Source organism: Mucilaginibacter sp. R-33 (assembly GCF_049949235.1).
Lineage (GTDB): Bacteria > Bacteroidota > Bacteroidia > Sphingobacteriales > Sphingobacteriaceae > Mucilaginibacter.
The window spans coordinates 6,531,971-6,551,990 of record NZ_CP188089.1 but is presented as its reverse complement, the minus strand read 5'-3'; the positions used below and the strand labels follow the sequence as shown (position 1 = coordinate 6,551,990).

General features: G+C 44.7%; 15 protein-coding genes. 1 reads left to right on the top strand and 14 read right to left on the bottom strand.

What is annotated here, in order from left to right:
• Positions 1 to 295: 295 nt before the first annotated feature.
• Positions 296 to 1,315: a ferrochelatase gene (gene hemH / locus ACP26M_RS27430; protein WP_426584998.1), complete on the top strand. Its 1,020-nt coding sequence runs from the start codon at positions 296 to 298 to the stop codon at positions 1,313 to 1,315.
• Positions 1,316 to 1,449: 134 nt separating this feature from the next.
• Here the strand turns inward: hemH and ACP26M_RS27425 are convergent, their stop codons facing one another.
• The 14 genes from ACP26M_RS27425 to ACP26M_RS27360 form a co-directional block, all read right to left on the bottom strand.
• Positions 1,450 to 1,641 carry a cold-shock protein gene (locus ACP26M_RS27425; protein ID WP_090528875.1) on the bottom strand — a complete coding sequence of 64 codons (192 nt, stop codon included), beginning with the start codon at positions 1,639 to 1,641 and terminating at the stop codon, positions 1,450 to 1,452.
• 168 nt (positions 1,642 to 1,809) lie between these two features.
• Complete coding sequence (locus ACP26M_RS27420; protein ID WP_426584996.1) at positions 1,810 to 3,747, bottom strand: alpha-amylase family glycosyl hydrolase; 1,938 nt, start codon at positions 3,745 to 3,747, stop codon at positions 1,810 to 1,812.
• A 210-nt stretch (positions 3,748 to 3,957) separates the two neighbouring features.
• Positions 3,958 to 4,935, bottom strand: coding sequence for a glycoside hydrolase family 43 protein (locus ACP26M_RS27415; RefSeq protein WP_426584994.1), 978 nt, complete (start codon positions 4,933 to 4,935; stop codon positions 3,958 to 3,960).
• Positions 4,936 to 5,311: 376 nt separating this feature from the next.
• Positions 5,312 to 6,316: a family 43 glycosylhydrolase gene (locus ACP26M_RS27410; protein ID WP_426584992.1), complete on the bottom strand. Its 1,005-nt coding sequence runs from the start codon at positions 6,314 to 6,316 to the stop codon at positions 5,312 to 5,314.
• Between the two features lie 3 nt (positions 6,317 to 6,319).
• The gene (locus ACP26M_RS27405; protein ID WP_426584991.1) at positions 6,320 to 8,287 is read right to left on the bottom strand and encodes an alpha-L-arabinofuranosidase C-terminal domain-containing protein; all 1,968 of its coding nucleotides are present in this window, start codon (positions 8,285 to 8,287) and stop codon (positions 6,320 to 6,322) included.
• Positions 8,288 to 8,294: 7 nt separating this feature from the next.
• Positions 8,295 to 9,467: an aldose epimerase family protein gene (locus tag ACP26M_RS27400; protein WP_426584990.1), complete on the bottom strand. Its 1,173-nt coding sequence runs from the start codon at positions 9,465 to 9,467 to the stop codon at positions 8,295 to 8,297.
• A gap of 211 nt (positions 9,468 to 9,678) precedes the next feature.
• Positions 9,679 to 10,338 (bottom strand): fructose-6-phosphate aldolase, encoded by a 660-nt coding sequence (gene fsa, locus ACP26M_RS27395; RefSeq protein WP_090528887.1) that lies wholly within the window; start codon positions 10,336 to 10,338, stop codon positions 9,679 to 9,681.
• A gap of 17 nt (positions 10,339 to 10,355) precedes the next feature.
• Positions 10,356 to 12,056: a sodium:solute symporter family transporter gene (locus ACP26M_RS27390; RefSeq protein ID WP_090528891.1), complete on the bottom strand. Its 1,701-nt coding sequence runs from the start codon at positions 12,054 to 12,056 to the stop codon at positions 10,356 to 10,358.
• 514 nt (positions 12,057 to 12,570) lie between these two features.
• Positions 12,571 to 14,061: an L-arabinose isomerase gene (gene araA / locus ACP26M_RS27385; RefSeq protein ID WP_373612672.1), complete on the bottom strand. Its 1,491-nt coding sequence runs from the start codon at positions 14,059 to 14,061 to the stop codon at positions 12,571 to 12,573.
• Positions 14,062 to 14,107: 46 nt separating this feature from the next.
• Complete coding sequence (locus ACP26M_RS27380; protein ID WP_426584988.1) at positions 14,108 to 15,469, bottom strand: glycoside hydrolase family 27 protein; 1,362 nt, start codon at positions 15,467 to 15,469, stop codon at positions 14,108 to 14,110.
• Positions 15,470 to 15,474: 5 nt separating this feature from the next.
• Positions 15,475 to 16,173 carry an L-ribulose-5-phosphate 4-epimerase gene (locus ACP26M_RS27375; protein ID WP_090528897.1) on the bottom strand — a complete coding sequence of 233 codons (699 nt, stop codon included), beginning with the start codon at positions 16,171 to 16,173 and terminating at the stop codon, positions 15,475 to 15,477.
• 7 nt (positions 16,174 to 16,180) lie between these two features.
• On the bottom strand, positions 16,181 to 17,887 hold the full coding sequence (locus ACP26M_RS27370; RefSeq protein ID WP_090528900.1) for a ribulokinase: 1,707 nt from the start codon (positions 17,885 to 17,887) through the stop codon (positions 16,181 to 16,183).
• 427 nt (positions 17,888 to 18,314) lie between these two features.
• Positions 18,315 to 19,130: an alpha/beta hydrolase gene (locus ACP26M_RS27365; protein ID WP_426584985.1), complete on the bottom strand. Its 816-nt coding sequence runs from the start codon at positions 19,128 to 19,130 to the stop codon at positions 18,315 to 18,317.
• 148 nt (positions 19,131 to 19,278) lie between these two features.
• On the bottom strand, positions 19,279 to 19,953 hold the full coding sequence (locus ACP26M_RS27360; RefSeq protein ID WP_426584983.1) for an NAD-dependent epimerase/dehydratase family protein: 675 nt from the start codon (positions 19,951 to 19,953) through the stop codon (positions 19,279 to 19,281).
• Between the last annotated feature and the right edge of the window lie 67 nt (positions 19,954 to 20,020).

Here is a 20,020-nt window from a genome sequence, read left to right as displayed (position 1 = left end):
AGGATTTGCAGCGTAAAGCCCTAACGCAGGCAACGCCCATACCATGAAACCGGCTCAAAAAAACCTTTAATAATCAACCTCTTACAACCACATCATGATAAAAACACCAACAATCCTCTCAAACAGACAGGTAATCGTGCAAATCTCCCTGCGAAGCTGGGGATTGCTTCGTCCCCTATAATAACGGGAGTATACTGTGACAGGGAATAAATAAACCTTACACCTCATTTATTTGTAAATTGTGACCACCGTCATAACTTACGGGGCATTTTTTGCTATTTTTGCGCCTACAGTTATGGCTAAAAAAGGAATTTTACTGGTTAACCTGGGCACCCCGGATAGCCCCAGCACAGCAGATGTAAAGCGTTATTTGAATGAGTTTTTGATGGATCCGCGGGTTATTGATATCGGGGCCATTTCACGTACTCTTTTAGTTAAGGGCCTTATCGTTCCGTTCAGGGCACCTAAATCGGCCAAATTGTACCAGGCCATCTGGGACCCTAAAACCGGCTCACCACTATTACATTACAGTATTTTACAACAAAAAGCTTTGCAACAGCGCCTTGGCGATGACTATATGGTTGAGCTGGCTATGCGTTACCAAAACCCTTCTATCGAATCGGCTTTGGAGAAACTGAAAGCAGCCCTTGTTGAAAGTATCCAGGTAATCCCTTTGTTTCCGCAATATGCTTCGGCCAGTACCGGGTCTGTTTATGAAAAGGTGATGTACATTGTTGGCAAATGGCCAACATCGCCAAATATTACGTTCATCAACTCTTTCCATGATAATGAGCTGATGATTGAAACTTTTGCTGATAACGCTCAAAAATATAATCCCGAAACGTACGATCACATTTTATTCAGCTTTCACGGACTGCCGCAAAGGCAGCTGATTAAAGCCGACCATACGCATACCCACTGCCTTAAATCGGCCGGCTGCTGCGAAACGCTTACTGATGCCAACAGGTTTTGCTATTCGGCACAATCGCACCATACCGCGAAACTGATAGCTGAAAAAATGGGCATTCCGAAAGAGAAATATACCATCTGCTTTCAATCGCGCCTGGGCAACGACCCATGGGTGCAGCCTTACACCAGCGAAATTGTAGCCAAAATGGCCGGCGAAGGTAAAAAACGTCTCCTGGTATTTTGCCCCGCATTTGTAGCCGACTGCCTTGAAACCGTATATGAAGTAACTACCGAATATGGTGACGAATTTAAAGCCCTCGGCGGTGAGCATGTGCAACTGGTTGAGAGTTTGAATGATGCACCTAAATTTATTGATGCCTTAGTGCAGATGGTAAAGTCTTCTTAGGAAAACTCCCCTGTTGAATATAATTATTGCCTAACGGAGCTTTTTTATAGCATACGTTAGGCTTTTTTATTGCATAAAAAAAGCATCTGCCCATTGCTGAACAGATGCTGTACGATTTTTATATAATTGATAGTTTAACCTACTTTTACATTTACCGCATTTAAGCCTTTTTTGCCTTGCTCTACATCGTAGGTAACGCTATCGTTTTCACGGATAGTGTCGATCAGGCCTGAGACGTGTACAAAAACTTCGGCACCACCATTAGTTGGCGTAATAAATCCGAAACCTTTGGTTTCATTAAAGAATTTTACTGTTCCTTGCATTATATTTTTATTTAATTACTACAAAGGTAACATTAATTATTAACAATCAATTAAAAATAAGGCCATTACACGTTTAAAGTTTTCGGAAGTGTAATTCCCTGTTGAAAACCACCTTGCAAAAACAGCATTTATCAACTCCCGGAGGCCTTAACACTTAGTGTTTTAACCTCGTTATTGCTGTAAAGGAACACTACTGTAAACATGATATTCGCCGGGTTGCAGCGTCATGGAATATGTCAATGATGTTACATTGATGCTGGTTTTGCTAATGTTATCGTACCAGGTTCCGGTAACCGGGAAGCTGATGCTGCCGGTTTGCGGCACCACATCAAAATTGCCTACCACTTCCACATTCGCGCTGGCATCTTTTAACTGTATAGTTTTAATTGCGCCACCGAGGCTGTACGTATAATTGGTTGAGGCAAATACAGGGTTCTTTTCCTTCATCTTAATCATTTTTGAGTAAATGCTGTATAAATGCCTCCTGTTAGGATCGGTGTTATAGTTCCAATAAATAGGTTTATTGCTGGTGCGGCCTCCCTGGTTAATACTTACATCATAACCAAGCTCCCCAAACTGCCATAGCATCTTAGGCCCCGGAACCGAAAACAGGAACGCGGCTGCCATTTCTTCGCGCGCCAAACCTGTGTTTTTATCTTTTACATTGTAGCTGCCAACCGCATTGCCATAACTTTCATTTTTAAACTGCAGGCGTTCCTCATCATGGCTTTCAAAATAGCCTACCAGGTTATACGGCTGCGTAAACGTATGCTGATCATAAAACAAACCCTGAAAATTGGAGTTGGTTAGCCAGCCCATAGTAGCTTCGTTGGCATTATAGTTCAGGTTGTTCCAAAGCATCATGCCTTCGCCCGCCAGTTCTTTTTCTTCCTGGTTAGCCGCAAAATGTTCCAGTATTACGTAGAAATTATTATTATCGATGCTTTTGATGTAGTTGTTATAATCTTTCCAAATGGCTACACGACTGGCATCATATTGGCTCCATGCGTTCACGGCTGCATCAGACGTGCCGTAGTTAACCTGGGTAAAACCTTTTGAAAGGTCAAAGCGGAAACCATCTATCTTATACTCCGTCATCCAGAATTTGAGCACATTTTTTACAAAATATTTAGTGTCGGCGCTTTCATGGTTAAATTGGTAACCTACATTGTAAGGATGCGTTGGATCCACATTATACCAGGGATTGTTGGCCGCAGGTTTGCCCGCTGTTGTGTTAAAATACATCTGTACCATTGGTGATTGGCCAAAGGAGTGATTAAGCACCATATCCTGGATCACCGCTATACCCCGCGAGTGGCACTCATCAATAAAAGCTTTCAAAGCGTTTTTGGTACCGTAGTATTTATCAGGCGCAAAATAAAAAGACGGATTATACCCCCATGAAAGATTACCTTCAAACTCATTAAAAGGCATCAGTTCAATAGCATTAACTCCAAGGTTTGAGAGATACTTCAAAGTATCTGTAAGGGTTTGATAGTTATGGGCATCAATAAAATCTCGTAATAATAATTCATAAATAACCAGGTTCTTTTTATCGGGGCGGGTAAAGCTGGTATTTTTCCAGCTGTACGCAGGCTGATTGGCCTGAAAAACGCTTACATTACCGGTAGTTTTCCCGGTTGGATACTTTTTTAAGTTGGGATAGGTATCTGAAGAAATGTATGAATCATTATCGGGATCAAGCACCTTTTCGGTATATGGATCAGCTACCTTCAATGATTTATCAATATAAAACTGGTAACCATATTCAGCAGCGGGATCGATGTTATCAATTTGTACCCACCAACGTTTGCCATCGGGTGTGTTGTTCATCACGGCCTTGGTATCATTTACATCCCAGCCGTTAAAATCACCTATCACTGATACGGATTTTTTGCCCGGCGCATACAGGTTAAAAATTACCGATTTACCCGAATTGATAAAGGTAACCCCATCTTTTGCACCAGCCGGCAACGCCTTTCCGGTGTTTACCACCGTATCACCGGGAACGTTCCCGGAATTACCCGGCAAAACTTCTTTCTTTTTGCATGAAGTAAAACCGGCCAATAAAAGTCCGGCAAGTAATAAGTAAACATTTTTAATGATCATATTTTGTTATAATTGGTTCCTTACCAAAGCAATCATAGCCAACTGGTTACAGGCCATATTGCTTCAGCAACGCAATATCAGTAAAATAATTGGTAAAATTACTTTTCATTAAATTATGTATTTATCAACCGGAATAATTCGCCCTTTGGACTATCATGTCAGGACAACCTTCAAGCCCTCCCTACCCCGGGAAGGCTTGAGTGGGACTAATTATTTGGCCGGCTTAACCCCTTCGCTGGTCATTATCACCCGCTTAATGCTCCCATCTTTATTGTAATACAAATAATCGATGCAAACGGAACGGTGGAAACTGCCAGCGTCAGGCACTAACGCCCCGTTATGATATATAAAATACCATTTGCCTTTAAACTCAATAATAGCCTGGTGATTGGTATTAGAATTTCCAGCTATTTCGTTAATGATCCCCTTATATTCCCACGGGCCATTGATATTCCGGCTCATAGCATACGCTATTTTTTCGGGAAACTCATAAGCATAAGATAAATAATACCAGCCGTTACGCTCGTGGATCCACGGCGCTTCGGTGTAATGCGGCAGGGTGATGGTTTTAATCTCGCCGTCAAGTTCGATCATGTTGCTTTTTAGCTTGGCATAATAGCAAATGCCATTGCCCCAAAACAGGTAAGCCTGCCCGTCTTTATCAATAATAACTGTTGGGTCAATATCATCCCAGGAATGCTTAACGGCTTTGGTCATATCATTGGTAACCAAAGCACTGCCGCGCGCATCCTTAAACGGCCCCAACGGACTGTCAGATACCGCCACGCCAATAGCTTTGCCATGAATAGTGCCATGTTCAACAGCCACATACCAGTAAAACTTGCCGTTCCGTTCAATCACCTGTGATGCCCATGCATCGTCCCTGGCCCATTGAAAAGCCTTAACATTCATTGGTGAGGGATGCTCTGTCCAGTTCACCAAATCGGTTGTAGTGAAGCAGGTCCAATCGTGCATGGTATAGCCGTTATGACCGGGAGCAGCTTCATCATGGCCGGTGTACAGGTATACCTTATCCTTATAAACCATAGCCGCCGGATCGGCAGTATACTTGTGCCTGATAATGGGGTTACCTTCGGCGTGAATGATGGTATCTCGGGCTGCGGCATTGGCATGTGTCAGGCTGCCAAGTGCCAGGCCTAATGCGATCAGGTATTGTGATATTTTCATATTGTAATCGATTTAAATTCACCGGCCAACCGGCCTGTGCTCCTTTTCCAATTCCCTCCCTTGGGAGGGGTGCGGCCGATAAGTGCGGTGGCAGGGAGGGGTTTCTACGCTTTTTATATTGACGAAATCCTTCTCTACACATGGGCATAGCCGTCAACTTAAGCAGCTATTGAACAAAATCCCCTCTCGAGAGGGGGCGCGGAGGGACGAGCGGTGCAGGGGTGTGTTTCTGCTGTAGGCTTATCAAAGCAGAGACACACCCCTCCGCCCCTCTCAAGAGGGGAATCGCACCTTCCCCGCTTTTTATTCCTTAAGTTGACGGCTATGCTCCCAAGGGGAATCGCACGGCTCTACCTTGTTTTTCAGGTTAATTAATTCATTTCCCCACTACCGGCCATCCATCAACCCAATCCAGCTTTTCTATCCTCAATTTCGAAATCCCCCTATCCGCGGCATCATAGCCATGGAAAATGATGTAATCAATCCCGTCAAAAGTACTTACCCCATTATGGCCTACGCCATACCAATTAGCATCGCCGGCCAGCAGGATACTGCCGCCACCTTTGTTCATGGCTATGCCTTCTTTATCCAGGTATGGTCCCTTCAATTTTTTTGAACGACCGATAATCATTTTGTAAGTACTCTTTGGCCCTTTGCAGCAATAATCTATTGAGGCAAACAGGTAAAAGTATTGATCGTGTTTAAAAATAAACGGAGCTTCAATGGCATTGCCGCCGGCGTCAACTGGGTTCCCGTCAACAGCGGGTAGATTTTCCGTTGCTATTTTTCGGCGTGTTGCAATGGTTGGAATGTTATCAATATTTTCCGCAACGCTTAACCTGTCTTTATTCAGCTTCACCAATTTTAATCCATCCCAAAACGAGCCGAAAACCAAATATGGTGTACCGTCTTTATCGGTAATTAAATTAGGGTCGATGGCGTTCCAGTTGGTTTTACCGGGGATAGATTGAGTTACCTTGCCATGATCAATCCATTTATAGTTTGGATCATTGGTATGCAACGTGGCATTGGTCGCCACACCTATGGCCGAAGTATTTTTGCCAAAGGCCGATACAGAATAAAACAAGTAGTACAGCCCGTTGTAAAGCGAAATATCCGGTGCCCAAATATGCCCTTTAAAACCGGGGATAGCATCAACTGCCCATTGCGGGGGCGTTGCAAATACAGGTTTCTCAGCCTTCCAATATACCCTATCGCCTGACGACCACATAGCAATGCCATTACCTGTACAGAAGATGTAGTAAGTGCTATCCTGCCGGATCATTACCGGGTCGTGTACCGATATATCAGTCCTTAGTTCCTGGGCATTACTGAAAATGCCCGGGAACAATAAGGATATGATCAATAGGATCTTTTTCAACGTTTATTTGTTTCTAAGCCTGATTACTTTAAACGAGTAAGGTTCAACTGCCAGCTTCAGGGTATTGCCCGAAATATTAATCTTACTTTCAACGGGGCTAACTGCTGTTGGCGCCGTCAAAGAGTTTTCAGCATCCTTATCTTCGGATTTCAGCGTTGTAACTGTCGCTTGATTCTGATAACCTTTTGAACCTGTAATTTTAAAGCTCACGTTTTGTGCTGATGTGCCGGTGTTCACAAACTTGATCACCAGTTCATTGGTATTCTTATCTACACTGGCAGTAGCATAGCTATCATTTTGGCCGGCTACGGCTTCGTTGTTTAAGGTAAGCGGCACTACATCTGTTCCTTTATTAATGGAAAACAGTTGCTGCACATAATAATTCGGCGTAGCATAACTGTTCAGGTTATCAAACCAGATCAGGTTTGGTGTCCACTGCCAGCCTTCTACGTGTGCGAAAAGCGGGGCGTATGAAGCCATGTTCACTACATCGGCATTACGCTCCAAACCGGTCATGAAGGCCGCTTCAGATAATGCGCACTCCCAATTGTTTTTGTTATCGGGGTTTACGGTTGATTTGCTTTGTGCAGCATATTCACCGGCGAAAATTTTAGGACCTTTGCGGTCGTAGTTATCATAACGGCGGGCATTATCTCTGAACCATTTTGCAGGCGCATAATAATGCTCATCCAAAATATCGGCACCTAAACTGCGGAATGTTTTATTTAACAGATCAAACTCTTTACCATCAGGCGATGGGCCTAAAGCAGACACGATCTTGATATCCGGGTATTTAGTTTTGATAGCTTTGGTAAAGATTTTCCAACGGTCGATATATTGCGGGCCCCATTGCTCGTTACCTACACCAATCATTTTTAAATTAAACGGTGCCGGGTGACCGAGATCGGTACGCAGCTTACCCCATTTAGTGCTGGCATCGCCATTAGCAAACTCAATCAGGTCGAGCGCGTCCTGTACGTAAGGATCAAGTTTATCCAAAGGCACCAGTTCGCCGGTGTTGAATTCGCAGGCCATACCGCAATTCAGGATAGGCAGGGGCGAAGCGCCAATATCCTCGGCAGTCATGAAATACTCCATAAAGCCCAGACCGAAAGTTTGGTAATAATCAGGCGTTGGACGGTGTTTAAACTCGGTATTCCAGCGGTTAATGATATTCTCACGTTTATCAACCGCGCCGATAGTTTTTTTCCACTGATAGCGGTTGCTCAGCTCACGACCTTCAACTATACATCCGCCGGGGAAACGTAAAAAGCCGGGCTTAAGATCAGCCAATCGCTGTACCAGATCGGCACGCAGGCCACCCGGGCGGTTTTTCCAGGTGTGCTCGGGGAATAGGGAAATCATATCCAGGTCGATTACGCCCTTACCGCTCATCCAAACATACAACTGTGCTTTCTGCGTTGTAGCATCCGATTTAAATTTCACGCTATAACGGTTCCATTCTTTATCAGTTGGCGTAAGTTCGGCTTTACCTATAACGGCATCATTATCGCCGTGCAGCTCAATATTCAGTTTTACGTTGGTATCACCTTCCTGTTTGGCTATCACCGAAAAGCTGTATTCCTCACCTTCCTTAACCCCCATCCCGCGGAAACCCTCGTTCGAGAGACCGTAAAAACCGGCATCAGTTGTGATGTAGCTTTTTATAAAGTGCGCATTCTCAGGGCGTTCAACGGCACGGTTTATTACTTCTGTACGACCGTCACCGCCGTCCTTTTTATGTTCCTTCCACCCCATCAAAGGCATGTTGAACTCAAACGAACGGTTTTTTACCAGTTCGGCATACACACCGCCATCGGCAGCAAGATTAATATCCTCAAAAAATATCCCATACATGGTTGGCTGAATGTGTGCCTTTACCTTATCAGCCGCTATGGTATATTGTGTTTGCGCATGCAGCGCGGTAAAAGTACCGGCAGCACACAGCATTAAAAAAGCTCTTTTTAGCATCGCTTATTTATTTGGAGAATTTGTAAATGGTTACCGTATGGTAAGTTTGGCCTGGCTTTAAGACGGTTGAAGCAAACGCCGGCTGGTTTGGCGCATCCGGAAAATGCTGGGTTTCCAAACAAAACGCCGAACGGTAAGGGTAAGCTTTGCCGCCTTTGCCATCTTTGGTTTCGCCGGTTAAAAAATTGCCTGAGTAAAATTGCAAGCCGGGCTCTTCGGTGAATACCTCCATAGTAATGCCGGTAACTGTACTCTTAACAGTAGCAATTGGAGTGCTAAGGTCGTGCTTGTTCAATACAAAGTTATGATCATAACCTTTGCCGTTTTTCAGTTGCTCATCAGCAATGCCAATGTCTTTACCAATGGTTTTTGAAGTGGTAAAATCAAATGGGGTACCTTTAACCGGCTGCAGCTTGCCTGTGGGGATCAATGTGGTATCTACCGGCAAAAATGCATCAGCATTTATTTGCAACACATTGTCGGTAATAGTTGGGTTACCCGCGCCATTCAGGTTAAAGTATGCGTGATTGGTTAAATTAACTATGGTAGTTTTATCGGTAGTTGCTTTATATTCAATCTTAAGCGCGTTATCATCGCCCAGAGTATAAACCACAGTTGCAGTTAAATTGCCCGGATAACCACCTTCGCCGTCTTTTGAAATATAAGTGAATTCCAGCTGCGAAGCGCTCAGTTGCTTAGCAGAAAATACCTTTCCGTAAAAGCCGTTGAAACCGCCATGCAGGGTGTTTACGCCATCGTTAATATCCAACTGGTAAGCTTTGCCATCAAGGGTGAATTTACCTTTGGCAATACGGTTGCCATAGCGGCCTATAATGGCGCCGAAATACGGCTCCTTCGGTTTTTGATAGCTTTTCAACGAGTCGTAACCTAAAATAACATCGGTAGCTTTACCGTCTTTATCAGGTACCAGTAAGCTTACCAGCCTGCCACCATAATTGGTAACGGCCACTGTTGCGCCGCTGTTATTTTTCAGGGTAAAGAGTTTTACTTTCTTCCCCTGTACATCCGCCTCAAAATTGGCCGAATCGGGTATTGACTGGGTAGTTACCGAGGTCGAATCTTTCACGGTCGAATCAGTTGCTTTTGGATTACCGTTACAAGCCGCAAAAAGCGCTGCCGAACAGCTTAACATCATTAATAAATTCTTGTTATTCTTCATAATTTGAGGTTGTTAGCTTGCTTTTTAAAGCATTTGCCGTTTAACTATTATAATTTCCGGTACAAATAAATTGGTTTAACTAATGGTTTGGGAATCAGTGAGACCAATGTATAAAAATTAATTTATAATTGTTAAAAAAACACTTAAAATATTTAATTAAAAAAAGCCCGCCTCGCGCGGGACTTTCTTATTCAAAAATCAAATATTTCAACTAAACACCTGCAGCCTTGGCATGGTCGGCCAGGAACTGCGCAAGTCCGTTATCTGTAAGCGGATGTTTTAGCAAAGCGGTAATAGCACTCAGCGGACCGGTTATCACATCGGCCCCCAGCTTAGCGCAGTTAACAATGTGCATAGCGTGGCGTACCGAAGCTGCCAGGATCTGTGTTTCATAACCGTAGTTATCATAAATCAGCCTGATATCTTCAATCAGTTGCAAACCATCAGTTGAGATATCATCTAAACGACCAATAAACGGTGATACGTAAGTAGCACCAGCCTTAGCCGCCAAAAGGGCCTGACCTGCCGAAAACACCAGCGTACAATTGGTTTTAATTCCTTTTTGCTTAAAATACTTTAAAGCTTTCACGCCATCTTTTATCATGGGCAGCTTTACCACAATGCGCTCGTGAAGAGCAGCCAGCGCTTCGCCTTCGGCAACCATCTCATCAAAGGTGGTTGATATTACTTCGGCGCTCACATCGCCATCGGTAATTTCGCAAATGGCTTTGTAGTGGTTAATGATATTTTCATGGCCGGTAATACCTTCTTTAGCCATCAAAGATGGGTTGGTGGTAACGCCGTCTAATACGCCCAGGTCGTGGGCTTCTTTAATTTGTGCCAGGTTGGCTGTGTCAATAAAAAACTTCATTTTATAAATTATTGTACTTACCAGAATTTAGCATAAAGCATGGTAAGCAGGATAAGTGTAACTACAATTAATGCCATGGTTGATTTCTCAACCTTGAACATACTACGCGGAATTTCAAATGCTTTCGGATTAACTTTCGGACCGGCAAGGCTGATGGCCACCATCACAATAATGGTGAACATGAATGACAGCCCCATACAAATCAGGAACGGAATTTCATAACCTCCCTTACCATTAGGGAAAGCTGTGTACAACAAAGTCTCGTTACCAAACAATTTTGGTGCATAGTTATTGAACAGCACCGACATGCCGAAGCCTGTTAAGATGCCTGCAATAGCGGCTGCGCCTGTGGTACGTTTCCAAAAGAAACCTAAAATAAAAATGGCGAAGATCCCCGGGCTGATAAAGCCGGTGTATTTCTGAATAAAGGTGAAGCCGCCTTCGCCGCCTATGCCTAAAAGATCTTTCCAGGTAAGCATGATAGAGAACACTAATGCAGCCAAAATAGTAAGCCTGCCTACATTAACCATACTCTTTTCACTGGCTTCTTTGCTGATATGTTTTTTGTAGATATCAAGCGTAAAGATGGTACTGATACTATTGGCCTTACCTGCCAGCGAAGCCACGATAGCAGCAGTTAAAGCTGCAACCGAAAGACCTTTTAAGCCGGTTGGTAAAAAGCCCAATATAGCCGAGTAAGCATTATCTGAGTTGAAGTGACCACCCGATGCCATTTCTTGTTGCAAGCCACCGTTTTTGTACAATACGTAAGCAGCAATACCCGGTAATACCACTATAACAGGCATAGCCAGTTTCATTAAACCTGCAAAAAGGATCCCTGTACGGGCAGTTTTCAGGTTAGCACCCAAAGCCCTTTGTGTGATGTATTGGTTACAGCCCCAGTAGTTCAGGTTCACTATCCACTGACCGGCAAAATACATAGCAATACCAGGCAGCGCAAGGTATTTGTTGATCTCTGCCTGCGGAGCGCCCGGTTTAGGTTTAGCCATCATCATTTTAAAGTGATCTGGTGCATCGCTCATCATTTTATTTAGGCCCGCCATGGCGTCTTTGCCCAAACCAAAATGCTCGCTAACCAAAGTAAGCGCTATATAAGTGGTAGCCAAACCGCCAACAACCAGCACCAATACCTGTATAACATCGGTAAAACCGATCACCTTCATACCGCCAAGGGTAATGAACAAGGCAAAAATAGACAGCGCGATAATGATCTCGTGCAGGTATCCGCCACCCATTAAGTTGTTAATGGCCAATGCACCCAGGTAAAGTATAGAAGTTAGGTTAACTAACACATACAACAACAGCCAGAAAATGGCCATGATAAAACTTACCGTTTCATTATACCGCGTATGCAGAAACTGCGGCATGGTGAAAATCTTATTTTTGAGGTATACCGGTATAAACCATACAGCCACAATAATCAGCGCTATGGCAGCAACCCATTCGTAAGCTGCAACGGCCAAACCCACGGCAAAACCCTGTCCGCTGGTGCCTATAAATTGCTCGGCAGATATATTCGACGCGATTAGCGAAGCACCAATGGCCCACCATGTAAGCGACCCCTCGGCCAGGAAAAAGTCGTGACTATCAGATACGCCTTTGATCTTTTTACGGCTGTATACCCAGTACCCGTAGCTCGTAACTACAATAAAATAGATTACGAAGATCACGTAATCGATAGTGGAAAATTTGTTCATTATTTGGTTTAAATTAGTTGCCCCTCCCAACCCTCCCCTAAAGGGTGAGGGCTTTTTAAAGCATTGGTTAAGTTTATACTCTTCTCATTTTTTTTTGAACCGAAACCTGTGGAATAAAGAAATTAATATCATACTAAATAAATTCCTTAATTCCATGAATTCGAGTTCAGACAATTCCGAAATCGAAAATTCGCAATGGCGTTGCCTGCGGCCGGGCTATCCACTCATACTGCACAAGGCCTTAGCCACGTGGCCGGTATCCGCTTCTATCCCTAACGCGAAACAGCGCAGAACTTAAGACTTACGAAGTTTTAAAAACTTCGTAAGTCTTTAAAAAAAACGCCGCCGCTCGGCTTCAGCCGAGTGGCTATTATCCCCAGGCCTCTGGCCTGCTACTCCAATCCCGGCGGCCAGAGGCCGCTTAATAGTTGCCACTCGGCCGGAGCCGAGCGGCGACCATCTTATATTTTTTTTCAAGTCTCCCCTTCTGGGGGAGATTTAGAGGGGGCTGGGGCTATTTATACGCCGCGTCATTCCACCTGATCTCGTTCCTGAACTGATCAAGCTTGGTGTCTTTGCCTATACGCAAAAACTCGATACCAGCCATATCAGCGAAATCATTGATCAACTCGGCCGACAGATTTTGGCTGTATGCGGTGTGGTGTGCACCACCGGCGTAGATCCAGGCCGCGCAACCGGTTTTCATATCCGGCAGTGGTTTCCAAAGCACCCTTGCAACTGGCAATTTCGGTAGATCTTCAACCGGCTCGATGGCTTCAACCTCGTTAACAATTAAACGGAAACGGTTGCCCATATCCACAATTGAAGCATTGAGCGCAGCACCACCGGCTACATTAAATACCAAACGTGCAGGATCGGCCTTGCCACCAATACCTAAGGCATGTACTTCTAATGCTGCTTTACCATTAGCTAAGCTGCTATCAACCTCGAGCATGTGTGAGCCTAAAACCAAGGCATTGTTCGGATCGAAGTGGTAAGTATAATCTTCCATGAAAGCGTTACCGCCCGGCAAACCGGCACCCATTACTTTAAATGCACGTACCAGGGCAGCGGTTTTCCAGTCGCCTTCTCCGGCAAAACCGTAACCATCGGCCATTAAACGCTGTGAGGCAATACCCGGTAACTGGATCATGCCGTGCAGGTCTTCAAACGTATCGCTGAAACCTTTGAAGCCGCCATCTTGTAAAAATTTACGTAAGCCAAGTTCAATTTTAGCAGCGTCATAAACCGACTGATACCTCGCACCGCCTTGCTTAAGGTCATCGGCCATAGTGTAAGTAGCCTCGTACTCATCTGTAAGGGCTTTAACCTCAGCATCGCTGATGCTGTCAACAACGGCAACCAGATCGCCGATACCATAAGTATTTACCGCGAACCCAAATTTCAATTCGGCCTCAACTTTATCACCATCGGTAACAGCTACAAAGCGCATGTTATCGCCAAAGCGAACAAACTTAGCGCCTTGCCAATCGTACCAGCCGGCAGCCGCGCGGCTCCAGCTTTCAATGTCTTTCAACACTTCGCCATCCTGCCAGTGGCCAACAACCACTTTACGGTTCATGCGCATGCGTGATACCATGAAACCAAACTCCCTGTCGCCATGGGCGCTTTGGTTCAGGTTCATGAAATCCATATCAATTGAACTCCATGGAATATCGCGGTTATATTGGGTATGCAGGTGCAGCATCGGTTTTTTAAGGATGCTTAACCCACGAATCCACATTTTAGCAGGCGAAAAAGTATGCATCCAGGCAATAACACCGATACAGTTTTCGGCAACGTTAGCCTGCTGTAAAGTGTTATAGATTTCTTCGGTTGATTTAACAACTGGTTTGTACACTACCCGCACAGGAATATTGGCAGCGCCATCAATACCTTTAGCAATTTCCTGCGAGTGCTCGGCAACTTTTTTCAGTGTTTCTTCTCCGTATAAATTCTGGCTCCCGGTTATGAACCATACTTCAAATGTTTTCAGATCGATCATTATAATTAATTATTGATTTAGCGAATGAGTGATTTAGTGAATTGGTTTAGTTTTTTGGCGACAGCCTGAATAATGCTGCGCCGTGCTTGTTTATTTTTTGCTGATAGCTTGTTTTGTACTGGCCAACATCCTGTTTTTTCCACAGGTCACGTACGGTTACCTTGCCTTTCAGGCCCAGGTCTTTGAAGTTCAGGGATACGGATTTATCATCATCGCCGATATTGAAAAAGGCGGCATAAATATCCTTGCTGTCGGGAATCTGCGAATACCAGATCATGGCGCCATCTTTTTTATATAGCTGCTTAGGGTTCGATCCTTTTTGGTTTACCGCAATTACCTCATCATTGGTAAAAAGTTTCAACTCAAAATCACGGTTTTCGGGCAGGTTGCCTCCTATCATCAGCGGCGAACGGAAGATGCTCCAGAAGGTCATGTGGGTATATTCCTCGTCCTCGGTAAAGCGGCTGAAGCGCTCCTGTCCTACCGGGCCGCGTTTACTTAGCTTACCGATCTGGATCATATCGCAATCGGGCCAGTGGCCGGGGCCGCCAATGCCTTCCCAGCTTTTGGCATATTCAAACATATGCAGGATCTCTTTCCAGTTATCCCAAAAATCATCAGCCATGCGCCACATATTGGCATATTTGGTAGCATGAGCCGCTTGCGCAACCGGGGTTTCACCGGGCGATAAGCTTAATACAACAGGCCTGCCGCATTGCTGAATGGCTTTCTGATAACCTTCAACCTCGGCATTACTATATGGGCGTGAAAGGTCATCTACCTTAATAAAATCAACTCCCCACGAAGCATAAAGCTCCAGCAGCGAGTTCAGGTATTCCTGCGCGCCGGGCTTTTTCATATCCAGCCCGTACATGTGGTTCATCCATGGGCATTTTGAGTTGGTGTCAGCCACCATATCGGCAGTAATGCCATTGGTACCTTTAACCGGCGATTTTGACCAAACAGCTTGTCTCGGGATGCCGCGCATAACGTGGATGCCGAATTTTAAGCCTTTGCTGTGGATATAATCGCCCAGCGGTTTAAAACCGTTACCGCCAAATGCTGATGGAAATTTAGTGGGTTGCGGAGTTAACCTTCCCCATTTATCCATAGTTAACCATGGAACATATGAACCATCCTGTAAACGCAATTGGAAGGGGTTGCCGATATTGCTGCCCGGAGGGTTATCGTACGACCATAAAAAGTCGACTACCACATACTCCCAGCCATGTTGTTTCAGATGCTCTGCCATGTAATCGGCATTGGCCTTAACTTCATCTTCATGTACTGCCGAACCAAAACAGTTATAACTGTTCCAGCCCATAGGCGGTGTAGCTGCCACCTGTGCCGATAAACGGGTGCAGGCAAAAAAACAAAGCAGCAGGAAAAACAGGTTTATTTTTTTCATCAGGCTTATTGTCCGTAATATGAATCGGGTCCGTGTTTACGTTCGTAATGCTTTTTAATTAGTGCATCTTTTAAGCGGGGGGCGCTTTTATCAATTTGCTCGGTAAGGTAAGCCATCTGGGCTACAGCTTCCAGTACGGCGCTGTTATACACCGCTTTTTCGGCGGTTTTACCCCAGGTAAACGGGGCATGGTTGCCCACCAACACCATTTCAACCTCTTTATAATCCAGGCCTTTTTCTTCAAAGCATTCCATGATCTGGAAACCGGTTTGATACTCGTAGTTACCTTTAATCATTTCGTCATTCATGGGTGGGGCGCAAGGGATATCAACCGTTAAATGATCTGCATGGGTAGTACCGAAGATCGGGATATCACGTTGCGACTGTGCCCAGGCTGTTCCGTAGGTAGAGTGCGTATGCACAATACCGTTGATGCCTTCCCAGTGTTTATAAAGTACGGCGTGTGTTTTGGTGTCACTTGACGGGCGAAGGTCACCTTCAACGGTGTTACCATCAAAGTCAACGATTACCATTTTCTCCGGCGACAAATCCTCGTAAGGTACACCGCTTGGTTTAATGGCGAATACACCTAATTCCCTGTCGGCGGCACTTACGTTACCAAAAGTGAACAGCACCAGGCCCAGTTTGGGCAGCTGCATATTGGCATTATAGGCACTAAGCCTTATATGATCATATTTACTCATGTCTTTATTAAGCGTTTTGCAGTTCAGGATTATTTTTCAAAGCAACTTCGGCAGCTACAAACTTGCCCAATATGCTGTATTGGTTATAGCGTTGCTGATAAACTTCCTTCAACGCGATGTTTGGCTCATAAACCACGTCAAAGCCGCGGCCCATGGCTGTCATAGCCTCTTCGATAGTTGGGTAGATACCGGCAACCACCGCAGCAAACATCGCAGCGCCCAAAGCACAGGTATGTTTAAACTGGTGAATGCGGATAGGCATTCCCAAAACATCAGCCATCATTTGCATCACGAAAGGTGATTTTTTTGCTACGCCGCCGATACCGATGATCCCTTTAACCGGGATACCCTCGCTGATAAAGCGGTCAACAATGCTCTTGGCACCAAAGCAGGTGGCCTCGGCCAGCGCACGGAATACCCGTGGTGCATCGCTGCCTAAACCCAAACCGGTAATAGCTCCTTTTAATTCCTGGTTGGCATCCGGTGTACGCCTGCCGTTAAACCAATCAATAGCCAGCTCATTGCTTTCTTCGATGGGTAACAATGCTGCCTGCCTGCTCAATTCAGGGATGATCATTTCTGAAATTTCTTCCTTCAACGCTTCGGCAGTGGCCGCGTCAATTACCTGCGATTGTGAAAGCAGGTTATTTAATGGCCAGGCCAGGATGTTTTTGAACCAGGCATAAGTATCACCAAAAGCCGATTGACCAGCCTCTAAACCTGCCATTCCCGGAATAACCGAGCCATTCACCTGTCCGCAGATACCGCGTACCAGTTTGCCTTCCATCTCTGATGTTGGGGCAACCAGGATATCGCAGGTTGATGTGCCCATTACCTTGCTCAGGTGATAAGGCTCAATCTGACCGCCAACAGCGCCCATGTGCGCGTCAAAAGCGCCGGTACCTACAATCACATCGGTTGAGAGTCCCAATATCTCCGCCCACTCCGCGCTAAGGTTTCCGGCTGCTTCATCGGCCGTGTATGTATCTTCATATAATTTATCCCTGAAACCAGCCAGCACCGGATCAAGAGAAACAAAAAATTCTTCAGGAGGCAGGCCATTAAATTCTTCGGCCCAAAGGGCTTTGTGACCAGCAGAGCAACGGCCGCGTTTAATGGCCTTAACATCGGTACCACCGGTTAACAGGAAGGGGACCCAGTCGCAATGCTCGACCCATGAGGCAGCAGCATCACGTACACTTTTATCAACCCTTAGTACATGCAGCAGTTTAGCCCAAAACCACTCTGACGAGTAGATACCGCCAACATATTTCAAATAATTGGTATCAAATTTTGCAGCATGTTCATTGATCTGCGCTGCTTCTTTAACCGAAGTATGATCTTTCCACAATACAAACATGGCATTGGGGTTAGTTTCAAAACCGGGGGTTAAGGCAAGCGGAGTACCGGCAGCATCAACCGCAACGGGGGTTGAGCCGGTGGTATCAACAGAAATGCCTTTTATATTTTTTGCGATGGCTTCACCGCCGGCCTGTGCAATACAATCTTTAATAGTGGCTTTAAGTCCGTCGATATAATCCTGCGGATGCTGGCGGAACTGGTTTTCGGCAGGTACACAATACTTGCCATCGCGCCAGCGGGGGTAATTAAATACTGATGATGCTATTTCTTCTCCGTTGGCCGCGTTTACTATCACGGAGCGCACGGAGTCAGACCCGTAATCAACCCCGATCACTAATTGGTTATTGCTCATATAAAGATTTATAATTATTGTCGAAATAACACTTAATTTTTGACAAAGAAAAATTTTATTTAAAATTTTATTCAGATAAAATGCATTATTTACTTAAAGGAACCTTTTGGCCTGTAAAAAAGTCATTACATAGTTCAAGTACCTGTCGAAAAAATCGCCGGTACGTCTATTCAGCCCGGCAATAATTAGTGTTCTTTTAACAATATAAAATAAGCTTTACAAAACGGATTGGCTGTTTTGGGGTGGTAAAACGTTTAATTTACTCATACAGTATATAGCATTGCCGTTACTAAAAATGAATCCGGCGCACTGGGAAAATCAAATAACATCTTTGCCCTTGTGACAACACTTTTCCGGCAAACCAATAAAAAAGCGGAACAGTCAATCATGACCAATTCCGCTTAAAACTGTAACAAAAACTATCTGATTATTTAACGCCATTTGCCGCGTCGATGATGACTTTGGCAACGGCCTCAGGCTGCGAAATGAAGATCACGTGGCTGCCTTTTACCTCTGTTACTTTTGCACCGGCACGTTTGTACATGGTACGCTCAACATCGGGCACAATGCTTTTATCTTCGGTGGCCACTATAGCATAGCTTGGTTTGGTTTTCCATGCCGCTTCGGCAACAGGCGTAACAAAACATTGAACCGAAGTTGGCCCCTGCGATGCAAACATGAAGTCGGCTTCGGCTTTACTTAGGTCGCCGGCAAAACCGCCATGAAATTTGGCTTTATCATAGTAAACAAAACCTTTATCATCTGGCGGCAAAATACCATTTTCGGGAGCCGGAGGTGCCGACTGTACCCATTTAATCGTATTTTCCCCTTTATCGGGCATAAACGCGGCTATATAAACTAACGCTACTACTTTTGAATTATTCCCGGCTTCAGTAATTACCGTACCACCATAAGAGTGGCCTACCAATACCGTCGGTCCATCCTGTTTATCCAGAATCCGGTTGGCGGCGTCAACGTCGTCCTTTAAAGAAGTAAGCGGATTTTGCACCACGGTAACATTATAACCTTTTTTGGTAAGGATATTGTACACGGCCTTAAAGCCCGAGCCATCGGCAAAAGCCCCGTGCACTAATACAATGTTTTTAACAGGCTGTGCCTGGGCTTCGGCCTTAAAAGTAAAGGCAAACAAGCTGCCTAATAAAATAGTCGCCGCAATTAAATGTGCTTTTAAGCGGCCTTTCATGAATTTTGTGTTCATTTTTTGCTGGAGTTTAAGTTTCATAAATAATACTGTTGACAGTACCATTTCAAAGCTTGCTCCAAAAACACAAAACACTATTAATCAATGTATTAATTAAAATACAGCTACCCAACATTTACGATATATCGGGTTTTACACGATAGCCTTCTCTATATATCATTACCCACTGTTAGCTATTCGCCATGGCAACAATATCTTTTCCATCTAATATCCAGCGACCAGCGCCGCCATTCGCGGTATTGATCATGGCTTTGCCAACTTCCTCCAGCGTAATAAAACCCTTTGGGTAAATAAGGCGGCCTATGGGGTACATCCAACTGATGTATTTATAAAATGGCAGGGTATTTTTTGCCCCCTTAAAGCTTTTCATAAACCCCGGCCTGAAGTTGAATACCTGTTTGAAGGGCAGCTTCATCAAATCATTTTCGGTTTTACCTTTTACCCGGGCCCACATACTGCGGCCCTTTTCAGTACTGTCGGTACCGGCACCAGATACATAACAAAAAGTCATATCCGGATTAATTCGGCTCAAAATTTCGGCCACGTGCATGGTTAGCAGGTAAGTTACTTTATAATAAGCTTCTTCGCTCATCCCTACCGACGAAACGCCTAAACAAAAAAAGCAGGCATTGTAACCTTCCAACTGATCCTGAATGGGTTTGAGGTTAAAAAAATCAGCATGTATAATTTCCTTTAGTTTAGGATGTGTTACACCGCAGGGTTTACGGTTAATAACCAATACTGCTTCAACCTTATCGCTCAATACGCATTGGTGTAATACGCCCTCGCCTACCATACCGGTGGCGCCTGTTATAATAACCCTTATTTTATTAGTTGTTTCCATGATACTGATGTAGCCGATTATACCTTTAAAATATTGTATCTTATAGCAGATTTATTTGCCTATTCCT